Source organism: Pseudophaeobacter profundi, assembly GCF_029697505.1.
Taxonomy (GTDB): domain Bacteria; phylum Pseudomonadota; class Alphaproteobacteria; order Rhodobacterales; family Rhodobacteraceae; genus Pseudophaeobacter; species Pseudophaeobacter profundi.
The window spans coordinates 1-26,272 of sequence record NZ_JARJEF010000013.1 but is presented as its reverse complement, the minus strand read 5'-3'; the positions used below and the strand labels follow the sequence as shown (position 1 = coordinate 26,272).

At 59.4% G+C, this 26,272-nt stretch carries 22 protein-coding genes and 1 tRNA gene; 11 read left to right on the top strand and 12 right to left on the bottom strand.

The annotated features are described in order from the left end of the window. Positions 1 to 31 precede the first annotated feature (31 nt). The 4 genes from P2081_RS17245 to pncA form a co-directional block, all read right to left on the bottom strand. Positions 32 to 991 carry a dihydrodipicolinate synthase family protein gene (locus tag P2081_RS17245; RefSeq protein WP_278924172.1) on the bottom strand — a complete coding sequence of 320 codons (960 nt, stop codon included), beginning with the start codon at positions 989 to 991 and terminating at the stop codon, positions 32 to 34. Between the two features lie 779 nt (positions 992 to 1,770). Continuing rightward, the gene (gene pncB / locus P2081_RS17240) at positions 1,771 to 3,060 is read right to left on the bottom strand and encodes a nicotinate phosphoribosyltransferase (RefSeq protein WP_278924106.1); all 1,290 of its coding nucleotides are present in this window, start codon (positions 3,058 to 3,060) and stop codon (positions 1,771 to 1,773) included. A 74-nt stretch (positions 3,061 to 3,134) separates the two neighbouring features. Next, positions 3,135 to 5,228 carry a PAS domain-containing hybrid sensor histidine kinase/response regulator gene (locus P2081_RS17235; RefSeq protein ID WP_278924105.1) on the bottom strand — a complete coding sequence of 698 codons (2,094 nt, stop codon included), beginning with the start codon at positions 5,226 to 5,228 and terminating at the stop codon, positions 3,135 to 3,137. 273 nt (positions 5,229 to 5,501) lie between these two features. Then, positions 5,502 to 6,107 (bottom strand): bifunctional nicotinamidase/pyrazinamidase, encoded by a 606-nt coding sequence (pncA, locus tag P2081_RS17230; protein ID WP_278924104.1) that lies wholly within the window; start codon positions 6,105 to 6,107, stop codon positions 5,502 to 5,504. 179 nt (positions 6,108 to 6,286) lie between these two features. On the opposite strand from pncA, the gene trhO reads away from it, so the two are divergent. Further along, complete coding sequence (trhO, locus tag P2081_RS17225) at positions 6,287 to 7,198, top strand: oxygen-dependent tRNA uridine(34) hydroxylase TrhO (protein WP_278924103.1); 912 nt, start codon at positions 6,287 to 6,289, stop codon at positions 7,196 to 7,198. 97 nt (positions 7,199 to 7,295) lie between these two features. On the opposite strand, the gene P2081_RS17220 is transcribed toward trhO, so the two are convergent. The 6 genes from P2081_RS17220 to gcvT form a co-directional block, all read right to left on the bottom strand. Then, positions 7,296 to 7,739: a MerR family transcriptional regulator gene (locus P2081_RS17220; protein WP_278924102.1), complete on the bottom strand. Its 444-nt coding sequence runs from the start codon at positions 7,737 to 7,739 to the stop codon at positions 7,296 to 7,298. A 1-nt stretch (position 7,740) separates the two neighbouring features. Continuing rightward, the gene (locus tag P2081_RS17215; protein WP_438826546.1) at positions 7,741 to 10,041 is read right to left on the bottom strand and encodes a heavy metal translocating P-type ATPase; all 2,301 of its coding nucleotides are present in this window, start codon (positions 10,039 to 10,041) and stop codon (positions 7,741 to 7,743) included. Between the two features lie 106 nt (positions 10,042 to 10,147). Next, complete coding sequence (locus P2081_RS17210; RefSeq protein ID WP_278924101.1) at positions 10,148 to 11,146, bottom strand: helix-turn-helix domain-containing protein; 999 nt, start codon at positions 11,144 to 11,146, stop codon at positions 10,148 to 10,150. A gap of 111 nt (positions 11,147 to 11,257) precedes the next feature. Continuing rightward, positions 11,258 to 14,119, bottom strand: coding sequence for an aminomethyl-transferring glycine dehydrogenase (gcvP, locus tag P2081_RS17205; protein WP_278924100.1), 2,862 nt, complete (start codon positions 14,117 to 14,119; stop codon positions 11,258 to 11,260). A gap of 172 nt (positions 14,120 to 14,291) precedes the next feature. Continuing rightward, the gene (gene gcvH, locus P2081_RS17200) at positions 14,292 to 14,657 is read right to left on the bottom strand and encodes a glycine cleavage system protein GcvH (RefSeq protein ID WP_278924099.1); all 366 of its coding nucleotides are present in this window, start codon (positions 14,655 to 14,657) and stop codon (positions 14,292 to 14,294) included. Positions 14,658 to 14,692: 35 nt separating this feature from the next. Beyond that, positions 14,693 to 15,790, bottom strand: a complete 1,098-nt coding sequence (gene gcvT / locus P2081_RS17195) for a glycine cleavage system aminomethyltransferase GcvT (protein WP_278924170.1) — start codon at positions 15,788 to 15,790, stop codon at positions 14,693 to 14,695. Positions 15,791 to 16,072: 282 nt separating this feature from the next. Between gcvT and P2081_RS17190 the strand changes: the two genes are divergently transcribed. The 6 genes from P2081_RS17190 to P2081_RS17165 all read left to right on the top strand — a co-directional run bounded on the left by P2081_RS17190 (position 16,073) and on the right by P2081_RS17165 (position 21,854). Beyond that, positions 16,073 to 16,687: a helix-turn-helix domain-containing protein gene (locus P2081_RS17190; RefSeq protein ID WP_278924098.1), complete on the top strand. Its 615-nt coding sequence runs from the start codon at positions 16,073 to 16,075 to the stop codon at positions 16,685 to 16,687. 67 nt (positions 16,688 to 16,754) lie between these two features. Beyond that, positions 16,755 to 17,453, top strand: coding sequence for a fumarylacetoacetate hydrolase family protein (locus P2081_RS17185; RefSeq protein WP_278924097.1), 699 nt, complete (start codon positions 16,755 to 16,757; stop codon positions 17,451 to 17,453). Positions 17,454 to 18,040: 587 nt separating this feature from the next. After that, positions 18,041 to 19,087, top strand: a complete 1,047-nt coding sequence (locus tag P2081_RS17180; RefSeq protein WP_278924096.1) for a TRAP transporter substrate-binding protein — start codon at positions 18,041 to 18,043, stop codon at positions 19,085 to 19,087. A 74-nt stretch (positions 19,088 to 19,161) separates the two neighbouring features. Then, positions 19,162 to 19,743 (top strand): TRAP transporter small permease, encoded by a 582-nt coding sequence (locus P2081_RS17175; RefSeq protein WP_278924095.1) that lies wholly within the window; start codon positions 19,162 to 19,164, stop codon positions 19,741 to 19,743. Further along, positions 19,740 to 21,245, top strand: a complete 1,506-nt coding sequence (locus tag P2081_RS17170) for a TRAP transporter large permease (RefSeq protein ID WP_278924094.1) — start codon at positions 19,740 to 19,742, stop codon at positions 21,243 to 21,245. The genes P2081_RS17175 and P2081_RS17170 overlap by 4 nt, the downstream gene beginning before the upstream one ends. Positions 21,246 to 21,404: 159 nt before the next feature. Continuing rightward, entirely contained in the window at positions 21,405 to 21,854 is a 450-nt protein-coding gene (locus P2081_RS17165) for an acyl-CoA thioesterase (protein WP_278924093.1), read from the top strand. Positions 21,855 to 21,868: 14 nt separating this feature from the next. Here P2081_RS17165 and P2081_RS17160 read toward each other — a convergent pair whose 3' ends face one another. After that, entirely contained in the window at positions 21,869 to 23,083 is a 1,215-nt protein-coding gene (locus P2081_RS17160) for a winged helix-turn-helix domain-containing protein (RefSeq protein ID WP_278924092.1), read from the bottom strand. Beyond that, on the bottom strand, positions 23,083 to 24,108 hold the full coding sequence (locus P2081_RS17155; protein WP_278924091.1) for a LacI family DNA-binding transcriptional regulator: 1,026 nt from the start codon (positions 24,106 to 24,108) through the stop codon (positions 23,083 to 23,085). Before P2081_RS17155 ends, P2081_RS17160 begins: the two co-directional genes overlap by 1 nt. 180 nt (positions 24,109 to 24,288) lie before the next feature. On the opposite strand from P2081_RS17155, the gene P2081_RS17150 reads away from it, so the two are divergent. From P2081_RS17150 to P2081_RS17135, 4 genes are all read left to right on the top strand, one after another. Then, positions 24,289 to 24,365: transfer RNA gene (locus P2081_RS17150), tRNA-Arg, on the top strand. Positions 24,366 to 24,520: 155 nt separating this feature from the next. After that, entirely contained in the window at positions 24,521 to 25,378 is an 858-nt protein-coding gene (locus P2081_RS17145; RefSeq protein WP_278924090.1) for a hypothetical protein, read from the top strand. Next, the gene (locus P2081_RS21325; RefSeq protein WP_438826545.1) at positions 25,375 to 25,848 is read left to right on the top strand and encodes a plasmid mobilization protein; all 474 of its coding nucleotides are present in this window, start codon (positions 25,375 to 25,377) and stop codon (positions 25,846 to 25,848) included. Before P2081_RS17145 ends, P2081_RS21325 begins: the two co-directional genes overlap by 4 nt. Further along, the gene (locus tag P2081_RS17135) at positions 25,845 to 26,159 is read left to right on the top strand and encodes a hypothetical protein (protein WP_278924088.1); all 315 of its coding nucleotides are present in this window, start codon (positions 25,845 to 25,847) and stop codon (positions 26,157 to 26,159) included. The genes P2081_RS21325 and P2081_RS17135 overlap by 4 nt, the downstream gene beginning before the upstream one ends. Positions 26,160 to 26,272 lie beyond the last annotated feature (113 nt).

Below are 26,272 nucleotides of genomic sequence, written 5' to 3'. Positions count from 1 at the left end.
CGGGCTGGCTCCCCGCCTGTGTGGTTGTCGATTACATGCATTCGGTAATAATCCCACCCTGCTTGGACCAGTCAGCGAACCATGTCTGGAACAGGGCGTATTGCTGTTCGCAGTAGTTCCGCTGCGCATCCGACAGGGCATCGGTTTCGTTGAAATGCAGGCGGTATTCTTCTTCGCCATTCAGCACGAGAAGGTATTTGTAGAACAACACAAGATCCGTGCCTTCATCAAAACTGGACAGAACGCCGAAGGCTTCTTCCAGTTCCAATGCCCGCATCCGCGCTTCGGCATGTCCGGCAGCTGCTTTTTGCGACAACGCAGCCAACAACAAAGCCTCTTTTGGCAGCGCTGTACCGATCCCCGTAATCGAGCCCGTTGCGCCGCAATTGACGAAACCGTGAAAAACCTCGGTATCAACACCAACCATCAATGTGACCTGATCGTCCTGCGAGGTAATATGCTCTGCTGCATATCTCAGGTCATCTTTTCCGCCGAATTCTTTGAAGCCGATCAGATTTGGATGCTCAGACCGCAGTGCAAAGAACAGATCGGCACGGGTGGCAAACCCGTATACGGGGCTGTTGTAAATCACAGCCGGCACATCCGGTGCCGCGCTCAGGATCGACTTGAAATGGTTCTTTTGTGCGATGGGCGATAAACCACGCGACAGAACCCGCGGAATAACCATCAGACCTGCCGCGCCGACGGCTTGGGCATGGGCTGCATGCGCTGTTGCAACTTTTGAATTGATCGCGCCAGTGCCGACAACAACCGGAACGCCTGCCTTCACCAGCCTTTCAACGCCTTCCATCCGCTGTTCATCCGAAAGCAACGGCCAATCCCCCATGGAACCACAATAAACAACGGCGGACATCCCTGCCGCGATCATCTCGGTTCCTTTCTTGACCAGCGCGTCGAAATCAGGCGTGCGGTCGGCTTTGCACGGCGTCATCAACGCGGGCATCGTTCCGGAGAAGATATTGGACATAATAGTTTTCCTTCGCATCAAAATGGGCTCGCTTTCGAGCTGTAGCTGGCTGCATCGCAACATCTGCCTTCGCAGGAATTCATCCTGGTGAAGCTGTTCCCAACGCATTCTCACGCGCCGTGCAGCCCCGGTTTTGTGGTTCCCCTTTTGCATAATGGATGTTGTATCCAAAATCCATACCTAAATTTTCTGGACCGTGTTCAGGCCCATCCGGCTTGCCGAATGGCCGCCTAAAAAGCGCCTGAATACCCTGTATTCACATGTTTTAGCTTAGAAAAATATGCAGCAGCCCAAATCACATACGCCCGCTTCCCCGCTGCTGGCTCTGCGATCTCTGGCGCTCCGTTACCCGAATGTCTGAAGATTCTCTTCTTCATCATCACTCAGGGAACAACAGCGGCAAAAAGCCACGAGTTGAAACAGTTCCGCCGTAGCTGCTCCGCCCCGCCCCCTGGTTTGAACAGACTCCTATTGCGCGGACCATGCGGGGCAACCGACGAATTTCTCCTCGCCGCGACCGCCTAAAACCCCCGCAAACTGGCCGAGATTTATCCTGCACCGCAGCAAACGAGAAAAGCCTAAAGAAACGGCGTTCGCGCCACCCTCAAAGCCTATTTTTCTGCGCCAGCAACACGCTGTTTTTCCACCGAGCGGGCTGACAGCAGTCATTGGTCATATTCGGGCAAGGGTTCGCGTCGCCCGCTTTGCGGACATTGACCTGCCCCCCCAAATAGCTCGCACCGGGGGCGGTCTGTCTAATGCCGTATCGCTGCCTCGCCAAATCAGACGATCACGTCTTGGCGTTCTTGCGCGCCCACCTCGAAAACACGTTTGTAGCGAGCGATTTCAGCCGCAGGGCCCATGGCCTTTTCCGGATTGTCCGACAATTTCACAGTGGGTTTGCCATTGGCAGAGATCGCCTTGCAAACCAATGAGAAAGGCGCAAGCGCATCCCCTGGCACCAGACCGCGGAAATCATTGGTCAGCAGGGTGCCCCAGCCAAAGGAAACCTTGGTGCGGCCCGCAAATTGCCCCTGTAGTTCGGCAATCTTGTCCACGTCCAGACCATCCGAGAAAATCACGCGCTTGCCCTGCGGGTCCTCGCCGCGGTCCTGCCACCACTTGATCGCCACCTCTGCCCCGGCTGCCGGATCACCGCTGTCGATGCGAATGCCTGTCCAGCCTGCCAGCCAGTCGGGCGCATGGTCCAGAAAACCCTGGGTGCCATAGGTATCGGGCAGGATGATGCGCAGGTTGCCGTCATGTTCCTCATGCCAGTCAGACAGCACGTCGTAGGGAGCGCGTGCCAAGGCGGCATCATCCGCCGCCAGGGCGGAATAGACCATAGGCAGCTCATGCGCGTTGGTGCCGATGGCCTCGACCTCGCGCCGCATCGCAATCAGGCAGTTCGAGGTGCCGGTGAATTTACTACCCAGCCCTTCGCGCATCGCCTGTACGCACCAATCCTGCCAAAGAAACCCATGCCGCCGGCGGGTGCCAAAATCTGCAATGCTCAGCCCATCGATATCACGCAGGCGTTCGATCTTTTCCCAGACGCGGGTCATGGCGCGGGCATAAAGCACCTGCAATTCAAACCGACCCATGTCGTTCAGCACTGCGCGCGAGCGCAGTTCCATCAGCACCGCCAGGGCTGAAATCTCCCAGAGCATGACCTCGTGCCATTTGCCTTCAAAGGTCAGCTCATACTGATCGCCAATGCGTTCCAGATGATAGGCCGGCAGGCGCAGGCCTTCGAACCATTCCATGAAATCCGAACGGAACATCTGGCGCTTGCCGTAAAAGGTATTGCCGCGCAGCCAGGTGCTTTCGCCACGGGACAGCGACAAAGAGCGGATGTGGTCCAGCTGTTCACGCAGCTCTCCCTCGTCGATCAGTCGGGCCAGCGGCACCGATGTCGTCCGGTTGATCAGAGAGAACGTGACCTCGGTGTCCGGCTTGTTGCGAAACACTGATTGGCACATCAGAAGTTTATAAAAGTCCGTATCAATCAGCGACCGGATGATCGGATCGATCTTCCATTTGTGATTGTAGACGCGGGTTGCGATATCCACCGGCGGCCTCATGCAAGTTGGGTCAAGGATTGATAGGCTAGGCCACCGGTCAGAGCAAGGCAATCAGGGCGCGATCAGCCCGCGCGTGGCCGCCGCGCCTTATCGCTCCAATAGGTTGCCAGGACATCCTGTAGCTGTCTTCGGTTCACCGGCTTGGTCACAAATTCGTCCATGCCCACTGCCAGGCAGGCCTTGCGGTCGGTGTCAAAGGCATTTGCCGTCAATGCGATGATTACCGGCTGCGGCTGCGGCCAGGACCGGATGATCTGCGTCGCCTCCAGCCCGTCCATCACGGGCATGCTCACATCCATCAGGATAATGTCCGGCTTGAAATGCTCTGCCTTGTCCACCGCCTCGGCACCGTCATGGGCAAATTCCAGCTCCAAATCGGCGTCTTTCAGGAATTTCTGGATCAACAGGCGATTGACCCGGTTGTCCTCGGCGACCAAGAGCCGCAGCCCGGCCAGCTCATCCTCGCGGCTCCCCGCTTCTGGTGCCAGCGAAAGGGCAGCTTCAACGCTGTCGGTGGCAGCGTCAAATGGCAGAACCAGCGTAAAACAGGACCCCGCCCCAATTTCCGAACTGACGGCAATCCGCCCGCCCATGGCCTCGGCCAGACGCCGCGAAATCGCCAACCCCAACCCCGAGCCGCCAAAGCGGCGGCTGATGGCCGCATCTGCCTGCGAGAAGCGCTCAAAAATCCTGGTGAGCATATCCTTCGGAATGCCAATCCCGGTGTCGGACACCGCACAGTGCAGCAACACGCCCGCATCCTTGGTGGGTTCCACCTCGACAGAGACCTTGACCCGGCCTTTTTCGGTGAACTTGATGGCGTTGCCCACCAGGTTGATCAAAATTTGTCGCAGCCGGTGATCATCCCCATGAAGGGATCTGGGCAGATCAGCATCCTGCTCGACGATCAACTCCAGCCCCTTGATCTCTGCCTGACTGCGCAGCAGGCGCACGGTCTCGTCAAAACAGGCCTGCAGGTCAAAATTTGTTGGGCTCAGGGTGATTTGCCCTGCCTCCAGCTTTGACAGATCCAGAATATCATTGATCAAGGCCAGCAGCGTCCGGGCAGAGCTGAGAATAGTATCGGAGTAAAGCTTCTGGTCCTCGTCCAGGTCGGATTCTTCCAGCAGTTGCGCCATGCCGATCACCCCATTCATCGGGGTGCGGATTTCGTGACTCATCGTGGCCAGAAAGTCCGATTTGGCGCGCGCGCCTTCTTCTGCGGCGCGGCGGGCATCGTCCAGCTTTTGCGCGTTTTGTTTGGTCGCCGTGATGTCCCGTTCAATGGCGATATAAGAGGTCACTTCGCCTTGGTGGTTCTGGATAGGCACTTGATTGGTTTCGATCCAGATCCCGTGGCCCTCCTTGTGCAGGTTCAACACCTGCACCCGGATTGGGCGGGCCGCAGTCCGGCAGTCTTCGATCAACTGAATGGCGGCCGGATCGGTATCAGGGTGGTTCAACAACGTTCCAAGATTGCGCCCGACGGTTTCACCAAAGCTATGGCCGGTAATGCGGGTAAAGGCCTCATTCACCCATTGCGCCACGCCATTTCGATCCACAAGGATAACGCTGTCATTGGCGTGACGGGCCACCAGGGCCAGTTTCTTGGCTTCGGCCTGCTGTTCTACCAGGCGTTCATATGCCCCTTCCAGTTCCTGCTGTTGCAGCGCCTGGGTCAGCAGAATGCTCCGCGTTCGGGCAAAACTGCGGGTCACAAAAATTAAAAACCAACCCAGCCCAGCATAGAGAATCGCCAGGCCGGCCACCTGCAACTGTACCTGCTGGTGGCCCACATCAACCATATCAACAAAAAGTAGAACCACTGGCGTCAGCGAAAAGATAGTGAGCCGCGCGATCGCTGCCGGGCGGTGATAGGGAAACACCAATCCAACATTAATGGCGGTTCCCACCAACAGGCAGATGGTAAAGACAGAGGCAATCTCATCCGGGTTGACCTCGCCCCCCATCAAGGCATTGCCCCAAGCGGGTGTTGTGGCGCAAAGGGCCACAGCGCCCCCATGCAGCAAGGCTGTCCCGGTGGTAATCCGCCGCCAGACCAGCCCGGACGCACCGGCGCTGACCCGTTTATATCCCAGACGCAAGCAAGTTGCTTCGATCGCTTCGGCCAAAAGGGCAACTGTCAGGGCGATCACGGCTGCCTGCAGTGAAACAATACCCCAGAGAATCAGGCTACCCACGACATAAAAGGCGACACGCGACCACAATATCCTGATTTGACCGCGGGCATACCGCAGGAATAGCCCATCAGGGCTATATCTCTCGTGATGTAGGTCCAGCGGTCTTGTCACAGCCCCACTTTCCTGGTCCCTAGTCATGCCTGCCTGTTGCCTCCGCGCAATGCCAAATTCATAGGCTTGCAATGTTTCAAATTCCCTAAAGCCCGCCTGCGCCCGCGCGTTGGGGTATTAGGCTGGACCAGTCGGCAACTGCACCCCAGCGGCATGCATATCTGCAAGGGCACGTTTCAGGGATCCGTCCAGATCAATGGCCCGACAGGCTGAAAGCTCGACACTGACATCAAACCCCAGTTTTGCTGCATCCAGTGCCGTGTAGGCAACGCAGAAATCGGTCGCCAGACCAACCAGCGTCAGCTCTGTGATGCCCCGCGTCCGCAAATAGCCCTCAAGCCCGGTTGGGGTCTGTTGGTCGTTTTCAAAAAAGCCCGAATAGCTGTCGATGTTGCGGCGAAAGCCCTTGCGCAGAATCAGATCGCCGCTGGTGTCCAGATCCGCATGGAAACTGGCCCCCTTGCGGCCCTGCACACAGTGATCCGGCCACAAGACCTGGGTGCCATAGGCCATTTCAACCAGATCGAACGGTGCCTTTCCCGCATGTGAACTGGCAAAGGAAGAATGCCCCGCCGGATGCCAATCCTGGGTCAGGATCACGGTTTCAAAATCTGCCATCATGACATTGATTGGCGCCACGACGGCGTCGCCATCGGGCACGGCCAGGGCGCCACCGGGGCAAAAATCATTCTGTACATCAATAACGATCAGTGCCTGTGACATCTGTTCCACTCCTCACGGTAATACCAGCTTTTACCCGGCTGCAATCTTTATGGGAACCGTGTCGTCACGCCACACTGGAAATACGCCACTCCCTCCGGCAGAACGGGCATATTGCCGCAATATTTCCGTGCACAATTGGTTTTCCTTGAAAAATCTGCCGCGTGGTTCTAAGGCGCGGTATGTACAGAATCGCAGCTCTCTATCACTTCACCCGCTTCACCGACCCCGCCGCCCTGAAACCGGCGCTGCTGGATCTTTGCCTGCAACAACAGGTCACCGGTTCTTTGCTGCTTGCGCAGGAAGGTATCAATGGCACCATCGCAGGCCCTGCCAGCGGAATCGAGGCGGTGCTGACCCATATCAAGGCGCTGCCCGGCTGCGCTGATCTGGAGTGGAAAGAGGCGACAAGCGATCACGCCCCCTTTGGCAAGATCAAGGTGCGTCTTAAAAAAGAGATCGTCACCATGGGGCAGCCCGATGTCGATCCCAAGGCCAGGGTTGGCCACTATGTCGAACCAGAAGACTGGAACGATCTGATCCGGGCCGAGGATGTCGCGGTCATCGATACCCGCAACGACTATGAGGTCAAGATCGGCACCTTTGAAGGTGCCATTGACCCTGAAACGGCCAGTTTCCGTGAATTCCCCGCCTGGTGGCAGGCCAATAAGGATCGCTTTCACAACAAGCGGGTGGCGATGTTCTGCACTGGCGGCATTCGCTGTGAAAAATCGACCAACTATCTGCTGAGCCAAGGGGTAGAGGACGTCTATCACCTGAAGGGGGGCATTCTGCGCTACCTGGAAGAAACCCCGCCCGAAGAGAGCAGCTGGCAGGGCGAATGCTTTGTCTTTGACAACCGCGTATCGGTTGGCCACGGACTGGTCGAAGGCCCGCATGAATTGTGCCACGGCTGTCGCCGCCCGATCGTGCCCGAAGACAAGGCTCACCCCAGTTTTGAACTCGGTGTGTCTTGCCATCAGTGCATTGACGAAACCTCAGAGGCCGACAAGGCGCGCTTTCGTGAGCGGCAGAAACAGATGCACCTGGCCCGCGAACGTGGCGAAGCCCATCACGGTGGGCGCAGCGTCTGAAGACGGCGACAAGACCCAGCCCCCACAGGGCAACAGGCTTGAATTTCGCCTTTCACGAAGAACGCCCCCCGATCGCGCGGCCTGCTTGTGTCATGCTCTAGCTGCCGATTGATCGGTCGCTGCCTACCTCGTGATCGGTCAGGCATTCAGAATGGTTGCGCAGCACCTCCAGCACCCGGCATTGCGCAACAGAATCCTGGCCGCAGTCGCTGATCATCCGCTTCAGTTCAAACTGAAGCGCCTGCAACCGGGCAATGCGATCCTCCACCTGTTTCAGCTGCCGCTGCGCAATCGAATCCGCATCAGCGCAGGACTGGGCCGGATTATCGGCCAGATCCAACAAATCGCGAATGGCATCCAGCGAGAACCCCAATTGCCGCCCATGCCGAACAAAGGCCAGGCGATCCAGTTCCGCTAGGTCATAGCGCCGCTGGCCGCCCTCGCTGCGGGCGGGTTCAGGCATCAGGCCGATGGTCTCGTAGTAGCGGATCGTCTGCACCTTGGTGCCGGTGCGTTTGGCCAGTGCGCCAATGGTCAGCATATCAAATCTCCTTTACGCGCAGCAGTCGCAGCGCATTGGCCACAACTAGCAGCGACACCCCAACATCCGCGGCAATCGCCCCCCACATGGAGGCCAGGCCAAAGACGGTCGCCAGGGCAAATGCCAATTTGGTCACCAACGAGACCGTGACGTTCTGCCGGATCACCGCCATGGTACGACGCGAGTGCCGCAGCAGCCAGGGCAGGCGGCTGATGTCATCGCTCATCAAGGCGATATCGGCGGTCTCGATGGCGGCATCAGATCCCACGGCCCCCATCGCCACAGCAAAATGCGCCCGCGCCATCGCCGGGGCATCATTGACCCCGTCCCCGACCATGGCCACCATCTTATGCTCTTTGGTCAGGCGCTCGATCACCGCCAGCTTGTCGCCCGGCAGCAGCTCTGCGTGGATTTCGTCGATGCCGGTTTCAACCGCGACGGCCCGGGCCGTGACCGCATTGTCACCGGTCAGCATCACCACCTTCTTGACGCCAAGCCGGTGCAGCGCCGCCACCGTCTCGCGGGCCTCAGGGCGCAGCCGGTCCCGCAGGGCGATCAGCCCTAACAGCCCGCTATCGGTACCCACCACAACCAGGGTGGCGCCTGCCGCCTCGATCTCGGCCATCTGCGCCATTGGCAGCGCCGCTTCGAACCCTTTTTCAACGGCGAACCGGGGCGAGCCCAGCCAGAGCGCGCGGCCCTGAAACTGCCCCTCGACGCCGCGTCCCGGCACGGTCCGGGTGTCGTTGGCCGCCACGACGGCAACACCCTGCTGCTGCGCCTCGGCCAGAATGGCCTGCGCCAGAGGGTGCGAGGCCCGTGCCTCCAGTGCGGCGGCAGCCTGCAACAGATCCGCCGCATCGCCCCCCCCAAGCGGGTACAGGCCGCTCACTTCCGGGCGGCCCTCGGTCAGGGTGCCGGTCTTGTCCAGGGCGACGGCGTCCAGTCGGCCTGGGGCCTCTATATAGGCACCGCCCTTGATCAGCACCCCAGCCCGCGCCGAGGCAGCAAGGGCGGCAACAATCGACACTGGTGTAGAAATCACCAATGCGCAGGGGCAGGCGATAACCAGCAGCACCAGCGCATTATAGACCCAAAAGCCCCAGTCGCCCCCCATCAGCACTGGCGGCAACACCGCCAGCGCCACGGCCAGCCCCATGACCACAGGGGTATAGATGCGGGCAAATCTGGTGACCCATTGTTCCACTGGGGCACGCCGCGCGTGGGCTTCGCCCACCATGCGGGTGATCTTGGCCAGCACCGTGTCGCTTGCAGCCTTGCTGGCCGCCACCGTCAGGCTGCCCTCACCATTGATGGTGCCGGCATAGACCTCGTCCCCGGCCTCTTTGGGCACGGGGGCGCTCTCGCCGGTGATGGGCGCTTGATCAACCTCTCCGGCGCCGGCAATCACCTGCCCGTCCAGCGGGATCCGGTCACCGCCCCGCACCACAAAATGCTGCCCGATCTGAACCTCGGCGGCGGGCATCTCTGTCTCCCGTCCATCAGCGGCAAGCACCAGCGCCGTAGGGGGCGCCAGGTTGAGCAGGGCCGCCACTGCCGTGCGTGCCCGCCCAACGCTCCAGGATTCCAGCGTCAGCGACAGGGCAAAGAAAAAGGCAACTGTGGCGGCTTCGAAATATTCCCCAAGGGTCAGCGCACCAGCCACCGCCACCACCATCAGCAGGTTCATATCGGGGGCAAGATTGCGCAGCGCATACCAGGCCTTGGGCAGCACCAGCCAGACCCCCAGCAGGATCGCCACAAGAAAAAGCGCCAATTCCGGCAGTGGCACCGGCTGCGCGCCATGGCTGGCAAAGAGCTGCCCCAAGCCACCTGCGCCAGAGTGGCCAATATGCCAGGCCAGGCCAGCCGCCCAAAACCCGGCACTTGCGCCGGTGAACCGTTTTTGCCGGGTCAGATGCGCCGCCTGATCGGCCGTGGCACTGGCGTCGTCCCATGGGGTGGCCCGCATGCCCGTCTGTGCCACCAGGCGCAGCACCTCGGCATCGGCAATCGGCGTGGCCGTGGCCAGCAACGTCATCCGTCCGTTCAGAACATCAAAGCCGAGCTGCGCTGCCCCGCCCACCGCGCCCCCCAGTGCCCGGTTCAAAATCGCCACTTCTTCGGCGCAATCCAAACCATTCACCCGAAAGCTGCGCCCCGCTTTCATCTGGCCCGCATCCATCACGGGCACCGCCCCGGCACTGCCACAGCAGCCCCCGGCCACAGCGGAGGTCTGATCGGGATCCTGTGCGGCAGGCGTGATATCGGCAGAGCGGGGGGAACAGCAGTTTTGGGACATGGTCTGGCCTCGGAATTTGTAAAGACCTCCCCTAGATAAACCCTTCAGCGACTAGAGGTTCAAGACCTATTTCAAAAAGCTTTGCCCCGGCAGGAAGCAATAGCTGTCAGACCCGTTTCAGACCCGCAGCGCCGTCAGTGCAGCAGGGCGGAGCCATCTCGCTATAGGCGCGGCGACGCACCATCTGCGGGCTGACACCAAGCTGTTTGTGGAACCAGCGCGACAGATTAGAACGGGTGCCAAACCCGGTTGCCGCAACAATTTCATAGAGGTTGAGGCTGGTATGGGTGAGAAGCTGATGCGCCCGCTCTATCCGCAACAGGCGATAGGCGGTCTGTGGCCCGCCGCCAGTGCGCTCGCGGAAGCGGCGCTGCAGTTTGCGGGTCGACACGCCCTGTTCGCGCGCCAGTTCACAGATTGACAACGGCTCTTCCATGTTCTGCTGCATCAGGGACAGGCTTTGCCTGATCAGGCTGTCGCCGCCCGCTCGGTGCAAGATGTCCAGGGTGACCTTGCTTTGCAACCGGCTGTCACCTGCATCAAGCCCGACATATTCCCCCAGCGCGTCGGCCATGAACGCGCCATAGGTGCGGCCGATCAGTTCTTGCAGCAGACGCAGCGCCGCCAGCGGGCTGACAGCGGAATGCACCGGATCACCCAGATGGTAGGGCGCGCCAGTCTCGGTCGCGTGCAGGGCCTCTTCTTCGGCAGCAGCAGCAAAGTTCGAATGCACCGCCAGGGCCTGTTTGTCAAACATCCCCGCCTCGCGCAGCAGGAACACCGCGCCGCCCACCAGAACCGGCTGGCCCGAGCGCTGCAACAGCACCTGCAGAGCGGCACGGTCCTGGCGGCTGACCCGCCAGCGGGCCCGGATATCGCCAAGAAAGATGCTCATGGCGCGCCGCGGATCGTCCCGGCTGGGGTGTTGCACCTGCGACAGAGGCTGGATCGTCACCCGAAACTGCGCCTCCGGGATCACTTCATTTGCCGCAAGCAGCAGATCCGCCAGCACCTGTCCCGCACCTGTGGGGGCTCCCTCTGGAAGCAAGATAGCCACCTGATCAGAGGGAGCGGCAGGATGTGATAATAGGCTGTGAACGGTCATTCTGGCCTCCTCCGATTGCGGGCGCGCCCAGCCAGTCGGGCGGCGCGCGATGTCAAAGGGGAGCGCCCGCCGCCACACCATGGGCAGGGCGGCGGGCCTTGGTCGTCTTGGTCAGCTGGTGCCGTCTTCTGCGTAGTCCGACATCGGCGGGCAGGTGCAGACCAGGTTGCGGTCGCCATAGGCATTGTCGACCCGGTTGACCGGTGACCAGTATTTATCCACTCCAAGCGCGCCGGGCGGGAAGCAGGCCGCTTCGCGGCTATAGGGGCGATCCCAGTCACCCACCAAATCGCGCACCGTGTGGGGGGCGTTTTTCAGCGGGTTGTTTTGCGGGTCGATCTTGCCATCGATGACATCCTGCGCCTCGCTCCGGATCGATAGCATGGCGTCGCAGAAACGATCCAATTCGGCCTTGGGCTCAGACTCGGTTGGCTCAACCATCAAGGTGCCAGCCACTGGCCAGGACATGGTTGGCGCATGAAACCCTGAATCGACCAGGCGCTTGGCCACGTCATCCACAGTGATGCCGCCCTCGTCATTCAGCGACCGGGTATCAAGGATGCATTCATGCGCCACACGCCCGGTTGCCGAAGTGTAAAGCACGCCGTAGGCGTCCTTTAGACGGGCCGCGATATAGTTGGCGTTCAGAATCGCAACCTTGGTCGCCTGGGTCAGCCCGGCGCCGCCCATCAACAGGATATAGGCCCAGGACACGGGCAGGATCGACGGAGAGCCAAAGGGCGCCGCCGAAACCGGCCCAACAGCAGTGCCATATTCCGGGTGGCCGGGCAGGTGTTCTGTCAGGTGTGATTTCACCCCGATGGGTCCCATGCCGGGGCCACCACCGCCATGGGGAATGCAAAAGGTCTTGTGCAGGTTCAGGTGGCTGACATCGCCGCCAATATCACCCGGACGTGCCAGGCCGACCATGGCGTTCATATTGGCGCCGTCGATATAGACCTGACCGCCGTGATCATGGGTGATCTGGCAGACCTCTTGCACGGTGGTCTCAAACACGCCGTGGGTAGACGGATAGGTGATCATGCAGGCGGCCAGATTGGCACTGTGCTTGTCCGCCTTGGCCCGGAAATCAGCCACGTCGATATTGCCGTCCTCATCCGCGACAACCGGCACAACCTTGTACCCAACCATCTGGGCAGTCGCCGGGTTGGTACCATGGGCCGAGGTCGGGATCAGACAGACATTGCGGTGCGCTTCGCCGCGGGCCGCATGATAGTTTCGAATGGTCAGAAGGCCCGCGTATTCACCCTGCGCCCCAGAATTGGGCTGCTGGGAAATCGCATCATAGCCGGTAATCTGGCACAGCTTGTCGTTCAGATCTTCGATCATCTGCTGATAGCCCTGCGCCTGATCCTGCGGGCAGAAGGGGTGCAGATTGCCAAATTCAGGCCAGGTGACCGGGATCATTTCAACCGTCGCGTTCAGCTTCATGGTGCAAGACCCCAGCGGGATCATGGACCGATCCAGCGCCAGATCGCGATCTGCAAGACGGCGCATGTAGCGGGTGATTTCCGCCTCGGCACGGTTCTTGTGGAAGATCGGATGGGTCAGATATTCGCTTTCGCGCAGGGCATAATCGGGCAGACGATAGGCGCGATTGGCCTGGCTGTCGTCTTTCTTGTCGATGCCAAAGGCACCCCAGACAGCCTCAATTGTTTCGCGGCGGGTTTGCTCATCCAAGCTGACGCCAACCTTGGTGTCCCCCACCCTGCGCAGGTTGATGCCACGGGCCACTGCGGCCTCCATGACGGTTGTCTGCAGCGGACCAACCTCAATCGTGATGGTATCAAAGAAGACCTCTGGTTCGACCTTGAAGCCGTGCTCTTCCAGCCCGGCCGCCAGACGCGAGGTCTTGCGGTGCACCGACTGGGCGATGGCCTTGATGCCGTCGGGGCCGTGATAAACCGCATACATCGATGCCATGACCGCCAAGAGCGCCTGCGCGGTGCAGACGTTGGAATTGGCTTTTTCGCGGCGAATGTGCTGTTCGCGGGTTTGCAGGGCCAGGCGATAGGCCTTGTTGCCATGGCTGTCGATCGACACACCAATGATACGGCCGGGCATGGCGCGCTTCAGTTTGTCGGTGGTTGCCATATAGGCCGCATGTGGCCCACCATAGCCCATGGGCACGCCAAAGCGCTGGGTCGAGCCGATGGCGATATCCGCGCCCATTTCACCGGGGCTTTTCAGCAGCGCCAGCGACAGGATGTCGGCGGCAACAACGGCAATGCCCTTGTGTTCATGCAGGGCCGTGATTTCATCGGTGAAATCACGCACATGGCCATAGGTCCCGGGATATTGGAAGATCGCGCCAAAGACGGCACCGGCATCCAGGTCATCCGGATCGGCAACCACCACGTCGATGCCCAGTGGGGCAGCGCGTGTCTGGATCACGGCAATGGTCTGGGCGTGGCAGTTCTGGTCGACAAAAAAGGCAGCGTTATTGGCCTTGGAACGCGCCCCACGGAAGGCCATGGCCATGGCCTCGGCGGCGGCGGTGGCCTCGTCCAGCAAGGAGGCATTGGCGATATCCATGCCGGTCAGGTCGCTGACCATGGTCTGGAAGTTCAACAGCGCTTCAAGCCGACCCTGCGAAATCTCGGGCTGGTAGGGCGTATAGGCGGTGTACCAGGCAGGGTTTTCCAGGATGTTGCGCAGAATCGGTGCAGGCGTGGTGGTGCCGTAATAGCCCTGACCGATCAGTGAGGTCAGAACCTTGTTCTTGCTCGCCACCTCTTTCATGTGGAACAGCGCATCGCGTTCGGTCATCGCCGGGCCCCAGTCCAGCGGCTCTTGCTGGCGGATCGCTTCGGGCACGGTCGCGTTGATCAGCTCATCCAGGGTCTTGAAACCAATCACCTTCAGCATCTCCGCCATCTCTGTGGGCGACGGGCCGATGTGGCGACGGTTGGCAAAGTCGTAGGCTTCGTAGTCGGTTAGCTTAAAGGCCATGGGTCTTGGTCCTTGGGTCAGAACATTTGAAAGAGGCCGGTGGAAAGCAGCGTTCCACAAGGGCCGCAGAAAGCAGAAAGGTGGACAGGCGCACAGACAGCTGGGCAGGGCCGCGGTCTGGCGATGCCCGACGCCCCCGGCCGCAACAGCCAGGGGCGCAGCAGGCAGTCTCCTACCCGATAAAGGCCTTATAGCCGTCCAGATCCATCAGATCTTCCAGCTGGGCCGCATCGGTGAGCTTGATCTTGTAGATCCAGGCCTCACCTTCAGGGCTTTCGTTCAGGGCACCAGGGTTTTCTTCCAGCGCAGGGTTGGCCTCGATCACTTCGCCATCCAGCGGTGCGTAGATTTCCGAGGCGGCCTTGACCGATTCAATCACGCCGATCTCTTCCGCCTTGTCAAAGGTGTCGCCCACCTCTTTTTGCTCGCAAAAGACGATCTCGCCCAGCTGATCAGCCGCATGCTGGGTGATGCCAAGCGTGGCGGTCTCCCCTTCAACGGTGATCCATTCATGCTCTTCGGAATAATAGGTGGTCATATGTGACGCTCCTCATAGTCTGTCGTGATCTGTATTCAGCGTTTGTAGTTCTGGGTGACAAAGGGCAGCGCGACGATTTCCGCCGGTTGGGCCTTGCCCCGGATAATCAGGTTCACCGCCTGGCCCGGTGTCGCTTGTTCTGTTGCGACATAACCCATGGCAACCGGGCCGCCAACAGTGGGGCCAAAGCCGCCCGATGTGATCATGCCGATCGTCTCGCCCTCTGGCGACTGCACCTCGACCCCCTGGCGGGCCGGGGCGCGCCCCGTGGGCTTGATGCCAACCAGCTTGCGGGCAGCGCCCTCGGCCAGTTCTTTCTGGATGCGCGCGGCGCCAGGAAAGCCGCCCTCTTCACGGCGGCGTTTCTGCATTGCCCAGGTCAGCGCGGCCTCAACCGGGGTGGTGTCATTGTCGATGTCATTGCCATAGAGGCACAGGCCGGCCTCCAGCCGCAGGCTGTCGCGTGCCCCCAGCCCGGCAGGGGCGCAATCCTCATGCGCCAGCAGGGCGCGGGTGATTTCGACGGCCTTGTCTTCTGGAATGGAAATCTCATATCCATCTTCGCCAGTATAGCCGAGACGCGACAGGCGGCATTCCACCCCCATAATATCGGCGACAATTGTCTCCATGAATTTCATATCGCGCGCGGCAGGACAGAGATCACCGACAACGGCTTCGGCGACAGGCCCCTGCACCGCCACCAGGGCGCGGTCAAAGATCTCTATCACCTCAACCCCATCAAGGTGTTTCGCCATGTGTGGAATATCCTGGTGACGCATCGAGGCATTGACCACCACAAAGAAATGATCGCCAGCGTTGGATACGATCAGATCATCCATGATGCCGCCGGCGTCATTGGTAAAGAAGGTATACCGTGCCTTGCCCTCCTTCAGCGTGGTAAAGGCCGAGGGCGCAATGGTTTCCAGCTTGGCGGCGATATCGTCGCCTTTCAGGATCACCTGCCCCATATGCGACACATCAAACAGCCCGGCCTTTTCGCGACACTGCTTATGCTCTCCCATGATCCCCATGGGATACTGAACCGGCATTTCCCAACCGGCAAAATCAACCATCTTGCCGCCAAGCTCTACGTGCAGATCATAAAGCGGGGTCCGTTTGGGTGCGTCAGTCATCATGTGAAGCCTTCTTGTCAAAGATCGGTTGCCAGGAACCATAACCATGCAATGCGCATCGCGAAGCAAAGGAGCTCTGCGCGGCCTGCTTTGGGGCAGGATTGCATCCCAATCGGTCGCGCTGCAGGGCTCCGCGCTTTAAAAGGACAGGGCCTTCACGCACGCCACAATGTTCCTATAGGAAACTTTTCCCCGTTTAACAACAAAAGAAGTCATGTGGAAATTTTTGACGCCCAGAGACATCAACGCTAAAGTTTCCGGGCAACAGGAGAAAACAACTAGATGGAACCGGTTCAGTCAGAAGAAGCAGGGCTCGCGCCTGAGGCAGGCGAAGCCCCGGACGGGCAAGTTCTGGGCAAGATGATTCGCGACGCGCGCAAAGACAAGGGTCTTACCCTGGAAGAAGCCGCCAAGGCTGCGGCCATTGGCCGGTCGACCCTGTCAAAGATCGAGAACAACCAGACCCGCCCCAGCTTTGAGATCATCCGCCGCCTGATGCGAACGCTTGAGCTGGAAACGCCGCAATTGTTTGTGCAATCGGCCCAAAGCTCCATCTCGGGGCGACGCGATTACACCCTGGCCGGGCGCGGCGAGCACCAGGAAACCAAGACCTACGACCACGAACTGCTCTGCACCGAACTCACCAGCAAGCGGATGCTGCCCTATATCAGCACCATCAAAGCGCGCGACGTTACCGAATATGACAACTGGGTGCGCCATCGTGGCGAGGAATTCATGTATGTGATTAGCGGTGAACTGGTCCTCTATACAGAACACTATCGCCCCCTGGCGATGAGCGCCGGTGATTCTGTCTATTATGACAGCGGCATGGGCCATGGCTGCGTGTCCACCAGCGAGGAAGACGCCCAGGTGCTTTGGGTTTCTCTCGAAATCTAGCCCCCGAAGACTGCCCGCAGGGGCGCGACCCTGCCAGATCCCAACCTGCAATAGCCGGAGCCACAAAATGACAAAGACCCTGTTTCCCTTACCAGACCCGCTGGTCATTCCCGTCCGCGACGAAACGGGTGGCTACCCGGTTGGGCGGATTTTCTGCGTTGGGCGCAACTACGCCGCCCATGCAGCTGAAATGGGGGTAGAGGTCGACCGCGAGGCGCCCTTTTACTTTACCAAGTCCAGCGCCAATGCGGTGCTGAGCGGTGTCAGCAGCCCCTACCCGCCCGGCACCGATAACTTTCACTATGAAATGGAGCTGGCCCTGGCGATCGGCGCGCCAGTGTTTCGCGCCACACCGGCAGAGGCCCGCGCCGCCATCTATGGCTATGGCTGTGCCCTGGACATGACCCGGCGCGACCTGCAGATCCGCGAGCGCAAGAAACAGCGCCCCTGGGATCTGGGCAAGGATCTGGAACAGGGCACGGTCTTTGCGCCGTTGACCAAGGCGACCGACTGGTCACCGCAGGGGGATAGCCGTATATGGCTTACCCTGGACGGGGAAACCAAACAGGATGCCACCCTGGCCGAACTGATCTGGTCGGTCGAAGAAATCATCTGTCACCTGTCAGGCTTTTACCACCTGCGCCCTGGCGATCTGATCCTGACGGGCACCCCCGCCGGAGTTGGCCCTGCACACGCGGGGCAGCAGATGCAGGGCGGCATCACTGGGCTAGAACCTGTCAGCCTGTCCCTGACGGCAGCGCAATAGGAAAAGGCGCCTCGCAGGTCACAAGGTGCGAAACAGACAAGATCATGTGCGCTCAATCCATTCGCACGGATCACTTTGCTTTGCATAGTGAAGGCGAGACAGCCTAGGCTGCTCTGCGATATCCAGTTTCGGATGATGGGGGGGCGAGACGCAAAGAAACCCGGATCACCTGCGCCCTCGTGTCGCCCGGTAAAGTTTCAATGAGGGATTGAAACCTGCGCCGCGTAGTGCTGAAGTGTATCACACATCCGGCAGAAGGCATATTTCAGTAACATCACATCGCAAAGCCCACCCCACCAGCAGAGCAGTCCAGCACAGCTAAATCGGGCGAGCGAAACACGATCACCACAATCTAGACGGGTCGCCTCTAGCGGCCTGGCACGGTGGCCGCTAATTTATGAGTGAAAAATGCATGATCCGGCATTGATAGTTACAAATGCACCCAATAGCAGGGGGCCCAGATCGTTCGTTTAGTGAACTCTGCCCGGCAATTTGGGGTCAAAATGAAAAGAAATGCGCCAGTTGTTGCAATATCGTTTTACCACCGCGACAACTGACATTGAACGAAGGTCAAAGGGAGGAAACACATGACCACTCGCAGGAAGCTACTCGGAGCCGCAGGCGCAACCGCCATTGCAGCCCTATGCGCAACCCAGGCATTTGCCGACAACGTAACCCTGAAAATGCACCAGTTCCTACCAGCCCAGGCCAATGTGCCAAAGCTGATCCTGGATGTCTGGGCCGATAACGTAGAGGCCTCTTCTGGTGGCGAGATCACCATTGATCGCTATCCGTCAATGCAGCTGGGTGGCAAACCCCCAGAGCTGATGGACCAGGCCATGGACGGCGTTGCCGATATCGTCTGGACGGTTGTGGGCTACACCCCTGGCCGCTTCCCTTCGACCGAAGTCTTTGAACTGCCCTTCATGATGACCAATGCCCGTGCCACCTCGCACGCCTATTGGGAAATGTTCGAAAAGCACATGAAAGACACCGAGTTCAAGGATGTGAAAATCCTGGGCACCTGGGTACATGGCCCCGGCCTGATCCACAGCGCAGATCCGGTGGAAACACCTGATGACCTGCAGGGCATGAAGATCCGCGGCGGTGGCCGTTCGGTCAACTCTTTGCTGACACAGCTGGGCGCAACGCCGGTTGGCATGCCGGTTCCTGCGATCCCCGAAGGCCTGTCCAAAGGCGTGATCGACGGCACCACCATCCCATGGGAAGTCACCACCGCGCTGAAAGTGCCGGAACTGGTGGAAAACCACACCGAATTCACTGGCAAGGCACTCTATACACTGACCTTTGTTCTGGCGATGAACAAAGAGAAATACGAGAGCCTCTCGGATGCGCAGAAGCAGGCTATCGACGAAAACTCCGGTCTGGAATTTTCCGTCTTTGCAGGTGGTGTGCAGGAAGATTCCGACGCGCCAGCGCGTGAATTCGCCTTGGACAACGGCAACAATGTTATTACCCTGGATGCCGATCAGACCGCAGAATGGCGGGAGCTTGCACAGCCTGTCTACGACAAATGGCTGGCAGACATGACAGAAAAAGGCATCGACGGTCAGGCCCTTTTGGAAGAGGCCAGCTACCTGATCGAAAAATACACGCCACAATACGTGAAGTAAGATTGTAATACTGTCAAAGGGCCGCAGCAGCATTTGGTGCCGCGGCCCTTTGCGCACAATAAAGGGTTTCAACCATGCACAAGCTCATGATGGGGCTGGCCAGATCCATGGCCATATTAGGCGGTATGGTCCTCTCATCCCTGATCATCTTGACCTGCCTGTCGATTGTTGGGCGCATGCTCAATACTCTGTTTCACGGCGACTTGCTGCAGGCCATTGCGCCGGGCTTTTCCAACTGGGTGATCAACTGGGTCGGACCAATCAACGGAGATTTTGAACTGGTCGAGGCAGGTGTTGCCTTTGCCATCTTTGCCTTTCTACCGCTTTGCCAGATCTCAGCCGGCCATGCCTCGGTTGATGTGGTCGCCAATTCGTTTCCGCGCGGCGTGAACCGGTTTTTGCGCATGGTGACCGAACTGCTGTTTGCCGCCGCCCTGGTGTTGATCGCCTGGCGTCTTGGCGCGGGTACGATCAGCAAGTTTGAAAATGGCGAGACCTCTTTCCTGCTGGAATTCCCGGTCTGGTGGGCCTTTGGTGCCAGCCTGTTTGCCGCCGTGATCGCCGCCATTGTGGGGATCTATATGGGCGCTGTACGCAGTTTTGAATTTTTTACCGGCCGCATCCAGATCTGGGACGGCGTGGAGGGTGAACAGTGACTACTCTTGAAATTGGCATTGCCTCCTTTCCCGTCCTGATGGGACTGATCTTTCTGCGGGTCCCGATTGGCCTGTCGATGTTCCTCGTTGGCCTGGGCGGGCTGATCCTGGTCACCGATGGCACCCAGGTGGCCTTTGGTCGTCTCAAAAGCGAGACCTACACGACCTTTTCCTCCTACTCGCTGACCATCGTGCCGATGTTTCTGCTGATGGGGCATTTCGCCACCTTGGGCGGCATGTCATCGGCGCTGTTCAAAGCTGCCGAAGGCTTTCTGGGCCATAAAAAAGGCGGCGTCGCCATGGCCTCGATCGGGGCCTGCGCCGGCTTTGGCGCCATCTGTGGATCATCACTCGCCACAGCGGCCACCATGGGCCGGGTCGCCCTGCCCGAACTGAAGCAATACGGCTATGCCGGTGGCTTTTCCACCGCCACGCTGGCGGCGGGCGGCACCCTGGGCATCCTGATCCCACCATCGGTGGTGCTGGTGATCTATGCCATCCTGACCGAACAGAATATCGCCAAACTGTTCCTTGCCGCCTTTATTCCCGGCCTGCTGGCGGCGATTGGCTATGTCATCGTGATCTCGATCTATGTGCGGCTTTACCCCGAGGCCGCAGGCACCCGCCCCGCCGTGCCCTGGGGCGAACGTCTTGGTAATCTGGTCAAGGTCTGGCCCGTACTGCTGGTCTTTGGCCTGGTTGTTGGCGGCATCTACGGCGGCTTGTTCACCCCGACCGAGGGGGCGGCGGTTGGTGCCTTTGGCACTGGGCTTATCGCTTGGATGAATGGCGGGCTGGACCGGCCCAATCTGATCGACAGCTTCATGGTAACAGCGCGCTCTACCGCGATGATCTTTTTCATCGTCCTCGGCGCGGGCTTCTACAACGGCTTCCTCGCCCTGACCAAGGTACCGCAAGAGCTGGCCGATTTTGTTGTCAGCCAAGGGTTTAGCCCCTGGGTAGTGCTTGCACTGATCCTGGCGTTCTATCTGGTCTTTGGCTGCCTGATGGACAGCCTGTCGATGATCCTGTTGACCATTCCGATCTTCTTTCCGGTGATTTCGGTGATGGATTTTGGCCTGCTCTCGCTGGTTGATATGCAGGCAGACGCCGCGATGGAGGTGCTGCGCAACGGGGTGCCCGAAGGCATGGGGGCAGAGATGCTTGCCTCAATCCAGGACGCCATCGCCACAGGCACCGAACTGACCCGCGAACAGATGAAGGAACTGGGCATCCGCGTCACCGAGGGCCGCGTCAACCGGATCGAGGCCGAATATGTCGCCATCTGGTTTGGTATTCTGGTGCTCATCGTGGTCGAGGTCGGCCTGATCACACCACCGGTGGGGATGAACCTGTTCATCATCAACGCGATGGATCGCAAAACCCGCATGGTCGATACCTACAAGGCGGTGATGTTCTTTGTCGCCTCTGATATCATCCGGGTGATCATCCTTGTGGCCTTCCCGGTCATCACTCTGCTGCCGCTACTGCTGTTTCTCTGACCCAGCCCGCGCAGCGCGGATCGACAAATCCATTGGTCTGTCACAGAAATTCCCCCCTTCCAGCGCCGCTGGGAGGGGGTTTTTTATACAAAGCCGTTTGTATGCCCCAGCGCCACTAGCTAGAGTGGCGCGGCAGGACAGATGACAAAGGACAGGCAAATGTCACACCCGATAAACGACAGCAATAACAGCCCCACCTTTGTGCATTCTATCCGCGTCGGCTGGGGCCACTGCGACCCGGCGCAGATCGCCTATACCGGGCACTTGCCCAGCTTTGCACTGGAAGCAATCGACGCCTGGTGGGAACACCAGCTAGACGGCGACGGCTGGTTCCAGATGGAACTGGATCGCGGCACCGGGACACCCTTTGTCAGCATGAACTTGGAGTTCCGCTCCCCCGTGACCCCGCGGCATCGGCTGGAGTGTGAGGTCTGGCCTTCAGCGCTTGGCACCAAATCCGTGACCTTTCGGGTTGATGCACGCCAGAATGGGATCCTCTGTTTTGAAGGCCGCTTTACCTGCGTGTTCATTCAACCCGATGTGTTCAAAGCCAAACCCGCCCCTGCCGATTATCGCGCCGTGATAGAGGCCAATCTGCGCCCCGAATAACCCCCCCTTGGTGGTCAGACGGGCGCGCGCAGCCAATCATTGGCAAACACGACGCTGCCCAGCCCGGCAAAACGGGCGACCCGCGCCAGTTCTGCTTCCAGCCGTTTGACACGGGGGGCCGTAAAGGTGACACCGCGCTCGGGCCAGAGCGCCGTCACCACCAGGCAGTCGGCGCTGCGCTCGGCCTTCATGTCGATCCGCCCCACCAGTTTCTGCCCCTCAAGCAGGGGAAAGACATAATAGCCGTATTGCCGCTTGGGCGCGGGGGTAAAGACCTCGATGCGATAGTGAAAGCCAAACAACCGTTCAGCCCGCTTGCGGTCGCGCAACATCGGATCAAAGGGACTGAGAAGCCGCAGCCGCCCCGGCGCAGGCCCCAAATCGGCGGCCTGCGATACCGTATCTGGACGGGCAAAGCTCTTGCGCAGGCTACCATCGGCGGCCTCGACCTCGATCTCTTCGATTTCACCGCGCGCCTTGGCGGCCTGACACCAGGCCCGTGCTTCGGCGGCGCTGGCGGTATCCCAAAAAGCGGCGAGCTCTCCCGACGTGGCAAAGCCAAGCCGATCCAGCGCGTTATTGCACAGCCAATCCACCGTATCGGCGGGATCCAGCGGATCCCTGGGCGCGTGCAGGCCCGCATCGATCACGCGTTCGGTCAGATCATAGCGTTTTTGAAACCCGGATCGGCCAACAACTGTCAGCGCGCCAGTCCGCCAGAGATACTCCAGCGCGGTTTTGGACGGGTGCCAGTCCCACCAACCGCCCGAGCCCTTTTTTTCATCCTTGCCCAGATCAGAAGAACTGACCGGGCCGTGTTCGCGAATATGGTTCAGAACGGTCTCAAATTGCTGCTCAAACCCGTCACGACGCCAGTTGCGCCAACGTTTGCGCAGCAATTGCTCATCGCGCTGAAACCGCAGATGCCACTGCGGATAAAACCCCATAGGGATCATCGCGGCATCATGGGTCCAGTGTTCAAACAGAGCCCCCCCACCATGATAAAGATCGCTCAGGTACTGCGGGCGATAGCTGGCACGGCGCGAATACAGGATCACATCATGCGCCCGCGCCACGGTGTTGATGCTGTCAAGCTGGACAAACCCCAGCCGGGTGAGCAGCTGCAACAGCTCTGCCCCCTTGGCGCTCCCGCTTGGCGGCTCTAACAAGGCGTGGCGCTGCATGAACAGCCGCCGCGCCGCAGAATTGTCCAGTCGTGCCAGCGTCATCAGCGCCGTTTCAGGGTATCACCATAGGAAATGGTGGGGGTCAGCGTCACATGGCGCTCTGGCTCGGCCTCTGGGTCATCCAGCTGTGCCGCGATGATTTCAGCGGCCCTGCGACCAATGTCCAGACGGCAGGCATCCATGGTGGCCAGTTGCCGGGGCAGCCCCTGCAACAGCTCAACCCCGTTGAACCCGGCAAGACCAATCTGGCCAGGCACATCAATGCCCTGATCCATCAGATACAGCAGCCCACCTGCCCCAATCATATCGTTGGAATAATACAGAAAATCCAGATCTGGCGAGCGCTCAAGCATCTCTTGCGTCATCTCGCGCCCCTTGGCCAGGGCGGAACCGCCTGAATAAAACGCCCGATCTTCGATCTCGACGCCCTCTTTGGCCAGGGCCTCGGTGAAGCCTTCAAATCGTTTGCGAGCGCGGTGATCCAACGGCATCTTCGTGCCCATAAAGCCGATATGGCGATAGCCCGCCTTCAGGATGGCCTTGGCCATCTCGCGGCCAGCGCGACGATGCGAAATCCCAACCATGGCATCCACCGGCTTACCATCAGTATCCATGATTTCCACCACCGGAATACCAGAAGCATTCAGCATCGCCCGCGCCGCTTCGGTATGTTCCAGCCCAGCAATGATCACCCCCGATGGCCGCCAGGACAGCATCTCATAGAGGACCTTTTCCTCTTTTTCCGGCTGATAATCCGTCACCCCGACCACCGGCTGCAATACGGTATTTTCCAGTACCTGATTGATGCCGGTCAGCACCTCAGGGAACACCATATTGGACAGAGAGGGGATGATCACCGCCACTAGATTGACCCGTTTGGAGGCCAGCGCGCCCGCGATTTTGTTAGGCACATAGCCCAGTTCCTTGGCAGCGGTCAGCACCTTGACGCGGGTTTTTTCCGACACGTCGCCGCGATTGCGCAACACTCGGCTCACCGTCATTTCTGACACGCCTGTGGCCTCTGATACATCGCGAAGGGTGAGCGGGCGCTTGGGTTGCGTGGTCACGATTAAAGGCCTCATATCTTTGGTTGGTTTCAGGTTAGCCAGTGCGCGCCGTCAGTACAATGGGCGGCATACCGGGCTGCAGATTTAATATGTGCAGGTTGGAGACGAATAAACTCCGCCCAACCAGCCAGAGCTGCATTGTGGTAACAGATATCATTTGCTATCGCCTAAATCAGGCCCGGCCCCGTGGCTCAACTGGATAGAGCAGCCCCCTCCTAAGGGGCAGGTTGCAGGTTCGAATCCTGCCGGGGTCGCCAAAACCACTAGAAAAATATGACTTATTTACAGGATGTTGTGCGGAAGCTTGTAGAAAGTCCCGCCAGCTTTCGCGGCGAAATCGGCTGAAACGGCCTATTTCTCGTACAAAACCTGTACAAAATTCGCACGTTTGTGCGTATTTCGGGGGTCAATCATGAGCCGCCATAGCTTTGATCCTGAAATCGCTGGACGTGTCGGTCTCAATGCAGCGGTGATTTTCCAGAACATCACCTTCTGGATCGAGAAGAACCAAGCCAATCGCCGCAACCTTCGAGACGGGCAGTATTGGACCTACAACTCGATCTCGGCCTTTGGTGAGTTGTTCCCATATCTGAGCGAGAAGCAGATCCGAACAGCGCTCGAAAAGCTGGTCAGCGCAGAGCTGATCATCAAGGGCAATTTCAGCGATGATCGCTATGACCGGACCTGTTGGTATGCCCTGGGCAACTCCATTTGCCCAAATGGGCAAATCGATCCGACCGAAAGGGAAAATGATGCATTTTCCCCTGAGGGCAAGCCATCTGCCCCAGAGGGCAAATCTTATAAGAACAGATATAAACCATATAAAAAACCAAATCCTTCGCACGCGAAGGCGGCGGTGGAAGATGAGAATTCAGAAAAGATTTTGTCCGCCTATCCCGAGGATCGCATTCGCGGCAAAGCGGTTTGCCTCTCACAGATCCGCCAAGCGCTGGCCGACGGAGTGGACGCCAAAGACCTCGAGGACGCCGTGCGGGCCTATGCGACCGAGAGCGAAGGTTTCACCCGCTCGAAGGCGTGCTTCTCCGACAATTGGTTCAGTTCTGGCCGTTGGTTGAAATACCTTCACGACGTCGAGGAGGCGCGAGAAGCGGGCAAGGCCAAAGAAGCCGAACTGCTGAAAGGCTTGGCCGACTGGGTCACAGACAAACATCCACTGTGCCGCCACATCACACCGGGTCAAGTGACTGCTTTGTTGGCTGCAAACCTCGTCAGCCCTGCTGAAATTGAGGCCGCGGGGCTGAGGGCATGAGTGCGACCGATCCGCACAAAGAACAGAGAGCAAGGTTACCCACCGATTACATCTGCGGGACTTGTGAGGGGCGGCAAGCCTCCCCTTCAAACCCCAACCAGACGCGCGCAAGCGGCGTCAAAGAGGGCTTTTCCGAGAGTGTGATCTTTCGATGCACCCCGTCGGAAAAGGCAGCGCTTGTGGCCAAGGCGCACGCCGCTGGCCTGCCCAATGCCACGTTGATGCGCGAGGCCTTGGGGCTGACCGAGGCACGTCGACGCAAGCCCGTCCCTCGCGTTGACCCGCAGCTGACCTTTGCGATTACCCGCGTTGGCGGGAACCTCAATCAGCTATCGCGCTGGATTAACGGCGCGGTCAAATCCGGCCGCGCGAACCAGATCAATGCGCTCAAGGTCGCGACGCAGCTTGTGGCCATCGAGCGGCAATTGGCGCAGATCGTGGCGGCGCACACAGGCGAGAACTGCGAATGATCATTTCGTTCTTCTCCACCGGCACTGGTGGCGGTGCAGCTCCCGTGGATTACCTGACAGCGCGCGAAGTTCTGGCCTATGACGAGAACCGCAACCTGATCCGCGACGACACCGGCCAGCCGCAAACCAAGATCCGCGACCCGCTGCCCGAGGTGCTGCACGGCACCCCCCACCAAACTCGTGACCTGATCGACGCGAGCCCCAACAAGTGGAGCTACACGGCAGGCGTCATCAGCTTTGCCGAGAGCGATGATCCCAGTTCCGACGCACAGCAAGAGGCCATTGAGCTATTTGAGGCTCTGGCCTGTTGATTGTCACTGAGAACTGACCCGGTATGCCGATAAATTGTCACTGAGAATTGACCCATGTGAACACACTGCCCCGACGGTTTTCGTTGGGGGGATTGGGAGTGATAGACATGGGA

Bases quoted from the DNA above. Each gene is read 5' to 3' on its own strand.
- pncA (WP_278924104.1), bottom strand. From the start codon at position 6,107: ATGTCACAGGCACTGATCGTTATTGATGTACAGAATGATTTTTGCCCC.
- trhO (WP_278924103.1), top strand. From the start codon at position 6,287: ATGTACAGAATCGCAGCTCTCTATCACTTCACCCGCTTCACCGACCCC.
- P2081_RS17220 (WP_278924102.1), bottom strand. From the start codon at position 7,739: ATGCTGACCATTGGCGCACTGGCCAAACGCACCGGCACCAAGGTGCAG.
- P2081_RS17215 (WP_438826546.1), bottom strand. From the start codon at position 10,041: ATGTCCCAAAACTGCTGTTCCCCCCGCTCTGCCGATATCACGCCTGCC.
- P2081_RS17210 (WP_278924101.1), bottom strand. From the start codon at position 11,146: ATGACCGTTCACAGCCTATTATCACATCCTGCCGCTCCCTCTGATCAG.
- gcvP (WP_278924100.1), bottom strand. From the start codon at position 14,119: ATGGCCTTTAAGCTAACCGACTACGAAGCCTACGACTTTGCCAACCGT.
- gcvH (WP_278924099.1), bottom strand. From the start codon at position 14,657: ATGACCACCTATTATTCCGAAGAGCATGAATGGATCACCGTTGAAGGG.
- gcvT (WP_278924170.1), bottom strand. From the start codon at position 15,790: ATGACTGACGCACCCAAACGGACCCCGCTTTATGATCTGCACGTAGAG.
- P2081_RS17190 (WP_278924098.1), top strand. From the start codon at position 16,073: ATGGAACCGGTTCAGTCAGAAGAAGCAGGGCTCGCGCCTGAGGCAGGC.
- P2081_RS17185 (WP_278924097.1), top strand. From the start codon at position 16,755: ATGACAAAGACCCTGTTTCCCTTACCAGACCCGCTGGTCATTCCCGTC.
- P2081_RS17180 (WP_278924096.1), top strand. From the start codon at position 18,041: ATGACCACTCGCAGGAAGCTACTCGGAGCCGCAGGCGCAACCGCCATT.
- P2081_RS17175 (WP_278924095.1), top strand. From the start codon at position 19,162: ATGCACAAGCTCATGATGGGGCTGGCCAGATCCATGGCCATATTAGGC.
- P2081_RS17165 (WP_278924093.1), top strand. From the start codon at position 21,405: ATGTCACACCCGATAAACGACAGCAATAACAGCCCCACCTTTGTGCAT.
- P2081_RS17160 (WP_278924092.1), bottom strand. From the start codon at position 23,083: ATGACGCTGGCACGACTGGACAATTCTGCGGCGCGGCGGCTGTTCATG.
- P2081_RS17145 (WP_278924090.1), top strand. From the start codon at position 24,521: ATGAGCCGCCATAGCTTTGATCCTGAAATCGCTGGACGTGTCGGTCTC.
- P2081_RS21325 (WP_438826545.1), top strand. From the start codon at position 25,375: ATGAGTGCGACCGATCCGCACAAAGAACAGAGAGCAAGGTTACCCACC.
- P2081_RS17135 (WP_278924088.1), top strand. From the start codon at position 25,845: ATGATCATTTCGTTCTTCTCCACCGGCACTGGTGGCGGTGCAGCTCCC.